At 63.1% G+C, this 13,160-nt stretch carries 7 protein-coding genes and 1 tRNA gene; 4 read left to right on the top strand and 4 right to left on the bottom strand.

Translation table 11 applies throughout. The features are described 5' to 3' along the window. Positions 1-59: 59 nt before the first annotated feature. Complete coding sequence (locus ABSY17_RS19285; RefSeq protein ID WP_378944148.1) at positions 60-2,129, bottom strand: ATP-binding protein; 2,070 nt, start codon at positions 2,127-2,129, stop codon at positions 60-62. Positions 2,130-2,239: 110 nt separating this feature from the next. On the opposite strand from ABSY17_RS19285, the gene ABSY17_RS19280 reads away from it, so the two are divergent. Next, positions 2,240-3,007, top strand: coding sequence for a response regulator transcription factor (locus tag ABSY17_RS19280; RefSeq protein ID WP_378944145.1), 768 nt, complete (start codon positions 2,240-2,242; stop codon positions 3,005-3,007). Positions 3,008-3,270: 263 nt separating this feature from the next. Here ABSY17_RS19280 and ABSY17_RS19275 read toward each other — a convergent pair. Next, a tRNA-His gene (locus ABSY17_RS19275) sits at positions 3,271-3,347 on the bottom strand. 257 nt (positions 3,348-3,604) lie between these two features. Further along, complete coding sequence (locus tag ABSY17_RS19270; protein WP_378944142.1) at positions 3,605-4,063, bottom strand: phasin; 459 nt, start codon at positions 4,061-4,063, stop codon at positions 3,605-3,607. Between the two features lie 242 nt (positions 4,064-4,305). Between ABSY17_RS19270 and ABSY17_RS19265 the strand changes: the two genes are divergently transcribed. From ABSY17_RS19265 to ABSY17_RS19255, 3 genes are all read left to right on the top strand, one after another. After that, complete coding sequence (locus ABSY17_RS19265; RefSeq protein ID WP_378944139.1) at positions 4,306-7,785, top strand: PAS domain S-box protein; 3,480 nt, start codon at positions 4,306-4,308, stop codon at positions 7,783-7,785. 243 nt (positions 7,786-8,028) lie between these two features. After that, the gene (locus ABSY17_RS19260; protein ID WP_378944136.1) at positions 8,029-9,069 is read left to right on the top strand and encodes a Fe(3+) ABC transporter substrate-binding protein; all 1,041 of its coding nucleotides are present in this window, start codon (positions 8,029-8,031) and stop codon (positions 9,067-9,069) included. Between the two features lie 328 nt (positions 9,070-9,397). Beyond that, positions 9,398-10,858, top strand: a complete 1,461-nt coding sequence (locus tag ABSY17_RS19255) for an ABC transporter permease (protein WP_378952878.1) — start codon at positions 9,398-9,400, stop codon at positions 10,856-10,858. Between the two features lie 259 nt (positions 10,859-11,117). Here the strand turns inward: ABSY17_RS19255 and ABSY17_RS19250 are convergent, their stop codons facing one another. Next, complete coding sequence (locus ABSY17_RS19250) at positions 11,118-13,076, bottom strand: acetoacetate--CoA ligase (RefSeq protein WP_378944133.1); 1,959 nt, start codon at positions 13,074-13,076, stop codon at positions 11,118-11,120. Positions 13,077-13,160 lie beyond the last annotated feature (84 nt).

The following is a 13,160-nucleotide window of genomic DNA, read 5'->3' as shown; positions in this document are numbered from 1 at the left end:
GGAACGAAAAGGAACGAAATGGAACGAAAGCCGTGGCCGGGGCGCGACACCTGTGGAAATTACTGAAGTGACATGGCAACCATGGATGCTCCGGCGGGCCGGACATCGGCAAGGGGCAAGACGATCCGCACGGTTGTCCCGGCATCTATGTCGCTGGTGATCTCGACCGTGCCGCCGTGGGCTGCCGCCACGCGCGACACCAGCGACAGCCCCATTCCGGACCCTTCGATGTTTCCCGCATTCGATCCGCGCACGCCGTTGGTCGTCACCCGCTCCAGGTCGGCGGGAGGAATGCCGATCCCCCGATCGGTGACCGAGATGACCGCCTTGTCATGGCTCGAGGTAAGCGAAAGAACGATGGCGGGAGCACCTCTGGCCGCCGAGAATTTGACCGCGTTCTCCAGCAGGTTGATGATTGCCAGTTCCAGCATGCCGGGGTCGGCCATGATGCGTAATTCCGTCGCGCCGGAACCAAGATCGACGTCGATTTCCGCCCTTTGAAACAGATCGCGGCCGCGCATTGCCGCCGCCGAAACGACGTCGCCAGGCGCAATCAGGGCGAGTTGCGGCTGGAAGGACGGCCCTTGCAGCCGGCTACGCGCCCTGTTGACCTCCAGCATCTCCACCAGCCGCACGATGGCCCGCCTTATGCGGTCGATCCTGCCGTGGTTGGCGTCGTCGCCCGACGGCAGGCTGATGGCGATGCTGTCCACGGTGGAGCGGATCGACGCCAGTGGTGTGCGGTATTGATGCGAGATCACTTCCATGAAGCGTACCTGCTGCTCTTGCGAGCGTAACTCGGCGTCAAGCGCATCCTCGGCGATCTTGCGTGCCTGGACGAGTTCGCGGGTTCGCTCCTCGACCAGCATGTTGGCCGAACGTTCGGCATCCTGTGCGGTGATGAGTGCTTGCTCGCGCATGACGGTGTTCATCGCCTCCGCGGTGCGCAGGCGAACGGCGAGCGCCCCGGTCAGCAGGATGGCCTGGAGCAGGCCGCTGACTGCGTAGGCATGCCAGAATATGTTGGGCAGCCAAGCATAGCCCAGACGCTGGCCAAGCGACAGGAATGCGCCGATCCACACGATGCAGAATGCCGCCGCCCTCAGGCGACTGGCCGTGCCGTCCTCATTGGCATAGCGCAGGCCCAGAGTGATGTTGAGCACCCCCATCACAATGCTGAAACTGTTGCCGAACGGGCCAAACACAATGTTGCTCTTGAACAATGCAAAGCCGACGCCGATCAGCCCGACGCCGGCGGTCGCCTGATAGACGCGGTGCAATTTCGGCGCACGACTGGGCAATTCCAGGATGCTGGAATAGGCCAGTGCACTGGCGAAGAGACCGAACCAGGCGACGGCGCCCATGAACAGGTCGTTGGCAGGTCCATTGTCTGGAAACAGCAGCAGGCGGCTGACGCCGAGGTTGCTGGTGTAGACCAGCATGATCCCGAGCGTGCTGAGCGCCAGCAGTGGATAATGCAGCTTGCGGTCGAAACAGTAGAAGACCAGCTGGACGATGAACAGGACGCCCATGCCGCCAAACCAGGCGCCGTAGGCCAAGCTCGCGCGCGTGGTCTGGACGGTGTGACTTCCCTGGGGATAGAGCCTGACGTTCAGGTGGGTTGCGGAGTTGGTATTGGCAAGGCGGATATAGACGAGCGTCGTTTCGCCTTTGGCGAACTCCAGGGGAACGACGTTGGCAAGGCCTGACAGGCCATCGGCAGGAAGCGGGCGGTGATCGCCCATTGCATGATGCGAAAAATCACTGGCCAAGAGAGCCGGCCCTTGCCGGGCTGTATAGATATCGATGAAATCGAGAAAATTGGGGGTCAGCGACAACAGTCCCATGGCGGCTTGCGTGCCCTCGAGCTCGAGACGCAGCCACGCGGCGTTTCTTGTGTAGCCGAGGTTTACGTCGGGGCCCGGGATCGGCCTGAACTCCATTTGCCTTTCAGGGCTGAAAACGTCGGCAAGGGTCAACGACCAGGACGGATCGACAAGGATGGCCATGTTGCCATTGAGCGACGGCAGCGCTGCCTGGGGCGGCGGCGAAACGCTCGCTGCCCAAGCCGGCCCGGCGAAAAGAAAGCACAGCATTGCAACGATCAGCCTGAGATATGCTCCGCGCACGGCCGCCCGTTTCCACGCCGCGACAGGCCCCGCGACAGTCTCATCTGGCATGACACCAGCGCACCAATTTACAATCACACCCAAATCCCCACCCGCTTCGCGGAAACCCTATGCAGATAGTCGCCACCTCTCCACAAGCCACGAATGTCACGACCCGCCCCCTTGTCCGGGTGGTTCTGGTCGAGGACGACCACGATCTCAGGCAAAGTGTTGCGGATTACCTGCGGCTGCGAGCGTTTGACGTCACCGAAGTCGACTCGGCCCTCGGCTTTTACAAAGCGCTTAACGAAAGCGAATTCGATATCGCGATACTCGACGTCAATCTGCCCGACGCCAGCGGTTTCGACCTTGCCCGCGGCGTTGCCTCCGGCAAACGCATGGGCGTGATCATGCTGACCGCACGGACAGGTCGTGACGATCGCATCAAGGGCTATGAAGAAGGTGCCGACCTCTATTTGACCAAGCCGGTGGATGGCGAAGAGCTTGCGCTTGCCGTAGGCAACCTGGCCAGGCGCATCCATCAGGCTGGAGCGCGACCGGCGAACACCACTGTCAGCACCTCTACGGTTGCGGGCCAGTGCGGCTGGCGACTCGAGCGTGAACGCCAACGCCTGACATCGCCCCAGGGCCTGTCGATACCTCTATCCGGGCGCGAATTCATGCTGATGGAACAGCTTGCCCGCAGCGACGGCGCAACGCTTTCCCGGGCGGCCATCGGCGCATTGTTCGGGCACGTCAATCCCGATCCCGAAAGCCGCAGACTCGATGCAGCGCTCCGCCGCCTGCGTCTCAAGGCAAAGGATGCCGGCACGGATCTGCCCCTGCAAAGCGTTCATGCTGCCGGCATCCGGTTTACCGGCGCTCTGGAAGTCGTCTAGCGAGACAACCCAAAGGCGGAGGCGCCAGAAGATCGCGGGACGGTCAAGCTGCCCCTCGAAGTCCGCCGGGCCCGATTCGCGGTCCAGGCCATTGTTCCGTCCTGAAGCATTCGCGCACGATCCGCGGCCATGTCGCGCGGATACTGCGCCGCCTTGCGGAAACTCTGGAAATTAAGGAACTCGTTTGCAGTTCGACGTGACAAAACCCCGTCTCGCCAAGCTTGCGATACGGCTTATCAAGCTGAAATCATTGAGAAAAGGAATGGTACGGTTGGCTGGGATCGAACCAGCGACCTCCGGATCCACAATCCGGCGCTCTAACCAGCTGAGCTACAACCGCATCCCGTAGTCTGGTGCCGCGTCCATACGGACAATTCCGACACATTTCAAGAGCTTTGCGCACTATCCACTGCGGCGATTTGCGCCCGCGGCGCGAAGTCCTTGTTTCCTGCGGGGTATGGCCCCGAAAAAGAAAAAGGCCGGCGGGAGGAGGTGCCGGCCTTTTTCTTTTATGTAGCCAGCGGGAGGAGGTGCTGGCCGCTTCGCCCGGCAGGCAGAGGGAGGAGGAACCGCCCGCCGGGTATTCCTTGGGCTGCCTTAGGCGGCCTTGAGTTCCTTGAGCGCCTTTTCGAAGGCGGTCTTGACGGGCTTCGAGACCTCTTCGGCTGCCTTCGAGGCAACGGACTGGAAGTCCTTGGCCTGCTCGACCGTGGCTTCCACGCGCTTGCGCAAGAATGCGGTCTGCAGTTCGACGATCTCCGACAGCGACTTGGCGCCGGCCAGCGCCTCAAGGTGGGCGAAGCCGGTTTCGGCATTGCTGCGCAGCGCGGCGATCGCCTTCAGCGACAATTCGCTATGTACATTGCGGGCGGTTTCGAAGGTGTTTTCCATGGTCTTCTGCGCCTCTTCGGCGCCGCTCTTGAACTTGGAGTAGGCCTCCTTCGACTGCTCGACGCCCTTCTCGGCGAAGGCACGGAACTGGTCGGTGGCCTTGGAAACGTCGAAGCTCGGCATTTCAATGGTATCTGCGAATTCTGCGGTCTTGGTCTTGGACATTGTCTCACCCTGGGGACTGGACGGGACATTGCCACCCGTCTCATTTATTCGCATGATCCATATAGCGTGATTTATTGTGCATTGCAATATTGATGTTGCGGTGCAGCAAAGACGAAGCGACCGGGTTAACCACGTGGCGAGAATAATGCCGCGAGCATGCACCTGTTTGCTAGACCTAGGCGATGACGGCTTTTATTAACAAAGCGTTAAATGCGAGAATGCGTGCCTTGCGGGTTAAGTGAATGCCGTCTGCAGCCTATTCCTTTATCGATGTCGCCGTGGTCGACCGCGTCAGGCAGCGTTTCGCTGCCGGAGATGCGGTCGTCGTGCTGTCGGTCGACCTCGAACAGGTGCTCTGGGCCAACGGTCCCGGCGCGGCGCTGCTCGGCTATGACGACATCGACGCGGTCATCGGCGCGCCGGCGCGTCTCGGCTTTGCGGCGCGTCGGCAGATTGCAGCGACTTCTGGCTTCCCCGAGATCGGGCACGACCGCGCCATCATGGTGCGCCTTGCCTCGGGCCTGACCAGCAACGCCGTCGCGCTGATGGCAAGTTCCGTCCGGTTGCCCGATGGCAAGCCCGCGATCATGCTGGCCGTTCCCGTGGCGCAGGCTGCGTCGCGGGACAAGGGTGAGATCGCGGCGAGCGCCATCAGCGGCTTCACCGAGCCCGGGCATTTCCTGGCCTTCGTCGATGCTCGTGGCGAGGTCGAGGCCGCGACCCAGGGCTTTGCCGGGCTTGGCATCGCCGCTGCGACACTCGCCGGATTGGTCTCGGCCGTCCGCAATGAGCGCGACCGCATGATCAAGCGGATAATTCCGGCCGCCGGCGGCTATCTGCCGGCTGGTCTGGCGCGGTTGACCGACGAGCGGCACCTGCTGGTCGTGGTCGACGAGCGCGCCGAGGGGCAAGATGTCGGCGCAGCCTATGATACGTCGACCGAGCCGGCTGCTGCCGCACCCGCTCAGCCGCCCGCGCAGGATCCGGCAGTAGTGCCCTCGCAGGCGAATGCCGAGCACGATCATTGGTATTTCAGTCCGGAAGAGCGAGAGAATCGCGGCGAGGCCACGGCACGGGTCACGTCTGTTACGCCCCCGGCGCCGCCTGTTCCCGAGCCCGGTTCCATCGCCGATCTGGTCGAGCCTCAGCCAGTGGCACATGCCGCGGTCGCGCCCTCGGCATCCACCGAATCGCTGGCCGACCGATCGGCCGCGCCGGTGCGATTCGTCTGGCGCACGGATGCCGAGGGGCGCTTCAGCTCGATCTCGCCGGAATTCGCCGCCGTCGTCGGCGAGCATGCTGCCGATGTCGTAGGCCGCCGCTTCAAGGACGTGTCGACCACATTCGAGCTGGATCCCTCGGGCGAGATTGTCGGCCTTCTTCAGCGCCGGGACACCTGGTCCGGGCGTTCGGTGCTGTGGCCGGTCGCCGGAACCGACAGGCGCATCCCTGTCGACCTCGCCGCATTGCCGGTTTACGGCCGCGACCGCAGTTTCGAAGGGTTTCGCGGGTTTGGCGTGGCGCGCCCTGGCGAGGCGGTCATCGACCACGAGCGCATCGGGCTGGCTCTTGTGCCCAATGGCAAGGCTCCCGAGGAAACCGAACCGGAAGTCGCGCCGGCTCCGACTGCCGCAGAGCAGGAAACTCCACTACAAGCTGTCGAGCCTGCAGCCGTCGAGACTGCTGCACCGGCCGAGGTCGAGCCCGTAGTTTCCGAACAACCCCCAGCCGAGCCACCCGCTCCGGAAGAATCGCCTGAGGCCGAAGCCCCTGTGTCCGAGGCGGAGCGGGATCAGGATCTGCGCTATTCCGACAAGGTGATAAGCCTTGCCGAACATCGTCAGGGCGCGCCGGAGCCTGCCAACGGCAAGGGCCTGTCCAGTGTCGAACGCAGTGCCTTCCGCGAGATCGGCGAGAGGCTGAAACGCGCCAGCGACATCGTTGCCGCCCGCCAGCAGCAGGCGACGAGCGCCGAAGCGACCGACATGCCTGTCGACCAGAAGAATGGCGAGGCGACCTCGGCCGAGATATCGGCCTATGCCGAAGCAGCCGCTGCCGAGAGTGCCGAACACGCGGCGCCGGGTGAGGTGCCAGCCGCACCTGCAGCCGAACAGCCGGGTGAGGGCGCCGAAGTGGTCGTCCTGTCCTCGGTGCGGCAGAGCGAGGTCGACCAGGCCGAAGCGGCTGTCGAGCGCGCCGAGGCGGAAAGGCCGCCGCTGCGCACCGAGGACGTCATCCCCTCGTTTGCGGGCGGCCGCGACACGCCTGTCGATGCGCCGATTCTCGAACAGTTGCCGGTGCCGGTGCTGATCCACGCGGGCGACCTGCTTCATTACGCAAACACCGAGTTCCTCGCGCTGACCGGCTATGGCACCGTTGATGAACTGGCCCAAGCCGGCGGGCTCGACGCGCTGTTTGCCCAGAGCTATGGCGAGGCGGCCGGCGAGGGCCACGAACTCAGGCTGCGGACCCGCGACGGCGAGGAGTTCCCGATCGAAGCCGTGCTGCGCTCGGTACCGTGGGGCGAAGGCAAGGCGCTGATGCTCGTCGTGCGCCGCGCCGGCGAAGATCACGCCGACGGCGCCGCCGCACAGGTGGCCGAGCTCGAAGAGCGTCTTGCCGAAATGCGTACCATCATCGACACCGCAACCGACGGTGTCGTGCTCATCGACCGCGACGGCGCCATCCGCTCGATCAGCCGACCGGCCGAAGCCTTGTTCGGTTTCGACAGCGATGAGGTCAAGGCCAAGCCGTTCCACTCGCTGTTTGCCATCGAAAGCCAGCGCGCCGCCCGCGACTATCTTGCCGGGCTGTCCGAACATGGCGTGGCGAGCGTGCTGAATGACGGCCGCGAGGTCATCGGGCGCGAAGCGCAAGGGCGGTTCATCCCGCTGTTCATGACCATCGGCCGCCTGCCCAACGAAAGCGGTTACTGCGCCGTCGTCCGCGACATCACCCAGTGGAAGCGCGCCGAGGAGGAACTGACCCAGGCGCGCGCCGTGGCCGAGCGTTCGTCGTCGCAGAAGACCGACTTCCTCGCTCGCATAAGCCACGAGATCCGCACGCCGCTCAACGCCATCATCGGCTTTTCCGAGTTGATGATCGACGAGAAATTCGGGCCTGTCGCCAACGACCGCTACCGCGACTATCTGCGCGACATCAACCGCTCGGGCAATCATGTGCTCGATCTGGTCAACGACCTGCTCGACATCTCCAAGATCGAGGCCGGTCAGCAGGAGATGGATTACGAGGCGGTGTCGCTCAACGACACGCTGGCCGAGACCGTCGCCATGATGCAGCCGCAGGCAAACCGCGAGCGCGTCATCATCCGCTCGAGCTTTGCCTCGAAGCTGCCCGAGATCGTCGCCGACCGCCGCAGCATCCGCCAGATCGCGCTCAACATCCTGTCGAACGCTGTCCGCTACACCCAGGCCGGCGGCCAGGTCATCGTTTCAACCGCTTACGAGGCCTCCGGTGACATCGTCATGCGGGTGCGCGACACCGGCATCGGCATGAGCCAGGCTGAGATCGAGCAGGCGCTGAAACCGTTCAAGCAGATCAATTCGCTCAAGCGCACCCGTGGAGACGGCACCGGGCTTGGCCTGCCGCTGACCAAGGCGATGGTCGAGGCCAATCGCGCCCGATTCTCCATCGCCTCGACGCCAGGCGAGGGAACTCTGGTCGAGGTCACTTTCCCGTCGACACGGGTGTTGGCCGAGTAGCCGACCTGCGACATTTTGTACATTCTTGTGCGGGCGGTTCGGTGGTTGTTAGAGAATTTCGAACAAGCCATTGAATCCGGTGCGAAACAATCCAGTTTAGAACAATTCTAAACTATTGAAATGATTGACCTTTAATCTTGACCTTCTCAGTCAGATTGACGATACGGGAAGCAGCTTCCGGATGCGAGGCTGCGAAGAATTGTTCCCCCGAGGGTTTTTGACCCCTTTGGCCAGGAGAGAAAGATGAAGATTGGAAACGCCCGGTCGCTGATCGTCGGCTTTGCGCTTGCCGCCCTATCCGCCACGTCGGCCCTCGCCGATGGTGTCGTCAACGTCTACACCTATCGCCAGCCGGACCTGATCAAGCCTGTTCTCGATGCCTTCACGGCCGAGAGCGGCATCAAGACCGAGGTGCTGTTTCTCGACAAGGGTCTTGAGGAACGCATTCTCGCCGAAGGCCAGAACTCTCCTGCCGATGTCATCATGACCGTCGACATCGCCCGCCTGACTTCCGCCAAGGAAAAGGGCGTCACCCAGCCGCTCGTCGATGACGAGATCAACAAGCTGCTGCCGGCCGAATACCGTGATCCGGAAGGCCACTGGTTCGGCCTGACCAAGCGCGCCCGCGTGGTCTATGCGTCGAAGGATCGCGTCAAGGATGCCGCGATCACCTATGCCGACCTCGCCGATCCCAAGTGGAAGGGCAAGATCTGCATCCGTTCAGGCCAGCACGATTACAACCTCGCGCTCTTCTCCGCGGCAATTGCCCATTGGGGCCCGGAAAAGACCGAAGAGTGGATGAAGGGTCTGAAGGCCAATCTCGCCAAGAAGCCTGATGGCGGCGATCGCCCGCAGGCTGGCGCCATTGCTGCCGGCGAGTGCGACATCGCCATCGGCAACACCTACTATGTCGGCCTGATGCGCAACAACGACAAGGATCCCAAGGAAAAGGAATGGGGCAACGCCATCAACGTGCTCTTCCCGACCTGGGAGAACGGCCTGACCCACGTCAATATCTCGGGTGCTGCCCTCGCCAAAAACGCGCCGCATCGCGATGACGCCGTCAAGCTGATCCGCTTCCTGGCCAGCCACAAGGCGCAGCAGGTCTACGCTGAGAAGAACTACGAATATCCGGTCGAGCCGGGCCTCGAGCCGTCCGAGACGGTCAAGGCATTCGGCACGCTCAATGCCGACACGCTGCCGCTGGTCGACATCGCCAAGGGCCGCAAGGCGGCCTCCGAGATGGTCGATCGCGTCGGTCTCGACGACGGCCCGGCAAGCTGATACGCCGGTCACATTACTGAGGAAGAGCCGGGCCATCCGCCCGGCTTTTCCGCATTGCTGAGGAAGTACCTTGTCTAGCGACGGAGCGGGTGCAGGCATTGTCAACGCAGCGACAGTTGCGACCGCTCGCCCCTTGCCTGTCAGGCGGCTGCGCCATCCTTTTCTGAGCGCCTGCGCACTAGCCATCGGCATCGTCGTTATCCTGCCGGTTCTGTCGCTCGTCTTCGTGGCGCTCTCCGGTACGGGCGAGGATTGGCCCCATCTGATCGAGAACGTACTGCCCGGCGCGACGCGCACCACGCTTGCATTGCTGGCGATGGTGGCGGCGATGACCTCCATCACAGGTGTCGCCTGCGCCTGGGCCGTCGTTGCCTATGATTTCCCCTTCCGCCGCATCTTGTCCTGGGCCCTGGTGCTGCCGCTCGCCGTGCCGTCCTATCTCGCGGCCTACGCCTTCGGCGAGTTCTTCCACTATCAGGGACCGGTCCAGAGCCTGGTTCGCGAGATCTTCGGTTTCCAGACCATTCGCGACTACTGGTTCCCGGATATCCGCACGACATGGGGCACGGCCTTCGTGCTCGCTTCGGTGCTCTACCCTTACGTCTATCTCACCACCCGCATCGTCTTTCTCATGCAGGGCCGCAATATCGCCGATGTCGCCCGCACGCTCGGCGCCTCGCCGGCGCGCGTCTTCTGGCGGGTTCTCCTGCCCGTGGCGCGGCCGGCCATCATCGCCGGCGTGGCGCTGGTGCTCATGGAGACGATCAATGACATCGGCGCAGCAGAATATTTCGGCGTTCGCACGCTGACGGTTGCCGTCTATACGACCTGGCTCAACCGCGGCAGCCTGGAGGGGGGCGCCCAGATTGCCCTGTTGATGCTGGTTCTGGTCGTCCTTCTGCTGGTGATGGAACAGTGGGCGCGCCGCCGCCAGCGTTTCAATGCCGGCCGCGGTACGCATCTCAAGGTCCATCCGCCGCGCGTGAAGCTGAAGGGCTTGACGCGCCATGCCATGCCGGCAGCCCTGGCATTGCCGATCCTCAGCGGCTTCGGCATCCCCATCACCGTCTTTGGCCAATACGCCTGGCGCCGGCTCGAGCAATTCGCCTTGCCGGATGTGGGGCGCGCTTTCCTGAACAGCCTGATGACCGCTTCGATCACGGCGCTGATCACGGTCGTCATCGCGCTTTTCCTGCTCAATGCGCAACGCTTGTCCAAGGGGCGCGCCATGGCAGCGACGGTGCGGCTGGCATCCGTTGGCTATGCGCTGCCGGGGGGCATTCTCGGCCTCGGCCTGCTTTTCGTGCTCGCCCGTTTCGACAACTCGATCGATGCCTTCGCCCGTACCCATCTGGGCTTTTCCACCGGGCTGCTGCTTACCGGTTCGGCCGCGGCCGTCATCCTTGCCTGTACCATCCGTTTCGTTGCACTCGCCGAAGGTGCGGTCCGCTCCGGCATGGAAAAGCTGCCCGGCAGCCTCGACGAGGCTGCCCGCAGCCTGGGCAAGACGCCGGCGCAGAGTGCTGCCAAGGTGCTGCTGCCATTGCTTAAGCCCGCAATCATCACGGCGGCGGTCCTGGTCTTCGTCGACACCGTCAAGGAATTGTCAGCGACGATCCTGCTCAGGCCCTTCGGCTTCAGTACGCTGGCGACCTATGTCTACGAGAATGCCTCGCGTGGCGTGCCGGAGGAGGGCGCGGTCGCCGCGATCGTCATCATCATCACCGCCATGGTCCCGGTGGTGCTGCTTTCAGGCGCGCTGGTGCGTGACGCCGAAGCCTCGCTGTAGTCTCCTTTCTCAGCATTCCGGCAAAGAAAAAGGCGCCTCTCGGGCGCCTTGAAGGGGATGCTGTTTCAACGGGGACTTGAGCCGACGAGATGCACTCGATGGCAAGGACCGGGATTTCTCCCTCAAGTTACGTAGCAATATCGGGGCTGGAACTTAACGACTCCTTACCCAGGCGCCTAAAAATTTACGAAAGTGTACCACTTCTGAAGTCTAGGTAAATTTGCGGGTAGGCCTTTGTTAACCTTGTCGCACCGTTGAATCAGACGTTCAGCGCGGGGATGTCGCGATAAAGTTCCAGCGCTTCGGGGTTGGCGAGCGCCTCCCTGTTCTTGACCGTACGGCCGTGAACGATGTCGCGGACGGCGAGTTCGGTGATCTTGCCCGACTTGGTGCGCGGGATGTCGGTGACCGCAACGATCCTGGCGGGCACATGGCGCGGACTGGCACCAGTGCGGATCTTCGCGCGGATGCGCTTCTCAAGCTCCTCGTCGAGCACGACATCTGCCGCGAGCCGGACGAACAGCACCACGCGTACATCGTCCTGCCAGTCCTGGCCGATGCAGATGGCCTCGAGGATCTCCGGCATCTGCTCGACCTGATTGTAGATCTCGGCGGTGCCGATGCGCACTCCGCCCGGATTGAGCGTCGCATCCGAGCGGCCATGGATGATCATGCCACCATGGGCGGTCCATTCGGCGAAGTCGCCATGGCACCAGACATTGTCGAAGCGCTCGAAATAGGCCGCGTGGTACTTCTTGCCGTCGGGATCGTTCCAGAAGCCGATCGGCATCGCCGGGAAAGCCTCGGTGCAAACGAGCTCGCCCTTTTCCTGGCGCACCGGCTTGCCCTGGTCGTCCCAGACGTCGACTGCCATGCCGAGGCCCGCGGCCTGGATCTCGCCCGTCCAAACCGGCTCGGTCGGGACACCGAGCACGAAACACGAGACGATGTCGGTGCCGCCGGAGATCGAGGCGAGATGCACATCCTTCTTGATCCCGTCATAGACGAAGGCAAAACCCTCCGGCGACAAAGGCGAACCGGTCGAGGAGAGCGTGCGCACGGTGGAAAGGTCGTGGCTGTCGATCGGCCGCAGGCCGGCCTTGCGCAGGGAATCGATGAACTTTGCCGAGGTGCCGAAATAGGTCATGCGCTCGGCCTGGGCGAAGTCGAACAACACATTGCCGTCGGGATGGAAGGGCGAGCCGTCGTAGAGCAATAACGTCGCATCCGAGGCCAGCCCCGACACCAGCCAGTTCCACATCATCCAGCCGCAGGTGGTGAAGTAGAAAAAGCGGTCGCTCGGCATAAGGCCAGCATGCAGGCGCTGTTCCTTGAGGTGCTGGATGAGCGTTCCGCCGGCCGAATGCACGATGCATTTGGGAATGCCGGTCGTGCCCGAGGAAAACAGGATGTAAAGCGGGTGGGCGAAGGGCAGGGGCGTGAAATTGACCGGCTTGGCCGCAAATGGTGCCAGCGCGTCCTCCAGAGTTTCGGCCTTGGCGATGCCCTTGGCGACCTCTTGGGCCGCGCCGAGATAGTCGACCACCAGAACGCTCTTGATGCTGGGCAGCTTCTGGCTGATCGCGGCGATCTTGTCGCCCACCTCGATATGCTTGCCCGCGTACCAGTAGCCGTCGGGCGCGATGAAGATCTTCGGCTCGATCTGGCCGAAGCGGTCGAGCACGCCTTGTTCGCCGAAGTCGGGCGAGCATGACGACCACACCGCCCCGATCGATGCGGCCGCCAGCATCGCTGCCACCGTCTCGGGCATGTTGGGCATCATCGCCGCGATCCGGTCGCCGGACTGGATGCCAAGCGAGACGAACAGTTGCTGCAGCCGCGACACCAGTGCAGCAAGTTCGTTCCAGGAGAGCCGGCGCTCGACCTTGTCCTCGCCGCGGAAGACGATCGCCTCGCCGCTGCCCGAGCTTCGCAGCAGGTTTTCGGCGAAATTGAGCTTGGCATCGGGGAAGAACGCCGCCCCCGGCAGTTTGTCGCCATCGGCGATCACGCTGCTGCCCTTGTCGCCGATCACCCCGCAAAAGTCCCAGACCAGATCCCAGAACGCCTCGCGCTCGGCAATCGACCAGGCATGCAACTCGGCATAGGTGGACAATGATCGTCCGCTGCGTTGCGCCGCCTGGGCCATGAACGCGGTCATCGGCGCGCCTGCAACCTGCTCGGCGGTCGGTGTCCAAAGCGGCATTTCAGCACTCATCGCTACTCTCCCGGGACTGCGCTCGGTTATGCATGCCGCGCCGCTTGGGATCAAGGAAATGTCAAATTGCGCCTTTCATTGTGC

Source organism: Mesorhizobium sp. ANAO-SY3R2 (genome assembly GCF_042466635.1).
Taxonomy (GTDB): Bacteria; Pseudomonadota; Alphaproteobacteria; order Rhizobiales; family Rhizobiaceae; genus Aminobacter.
The sequence above is the reverse complement of the archived record's forward strand: the minus strand, read 5'-3'. Positions and strand labels throughout refer to the sequence as shown.

Bases quoted from the DNA above. Each gene is read 5' to 3' on its own strand.
- ABSY17_RS19280 (WP_378944145.1), top strand. From the start codon at position 2,240: ATGCAGATAGTCGCCACCTCTCCACAAGCCACGAATGTCACGACCCGC.
- ABSY17_RS19270 (WP_378944142.1), bottom strand. From the start codon at position 4,063: ATGTCCAAGACCAAGACCGCAGAATTCGCAGATACCATTGAAATGCCG.
- ABSY17_RS19265 (WP_378944139.1), top strand. From the start codon at position 4,306: ATGCCGTCTGCAGCCTATTCCTTTATCGATGTCGCCGTGGTCGACCGC.
- ABSY17_RS19260 (WP_378944136.1), top strand. From the start codon at position 8,029: ATGAAGATTGGAAACGCCCGGTCGCTGATCGTCGGCTTTGCGCTTGCC.
- ABSY17_RS19255 (WP_378952878.1), top strand. From the start codon at position 9,398: ATGACCTCCATCACAGGTGTCGCCTGCGCCTGGGCCGTCGTTGCCTAT.
- ABSY17_RS19250 (WP_378944133.1), bottom strand. From the start codon at position 13,076: ATGAGTGCTGAAATGCCGCTTTGGACACCGACCGCCGAGCAGGTTGCA.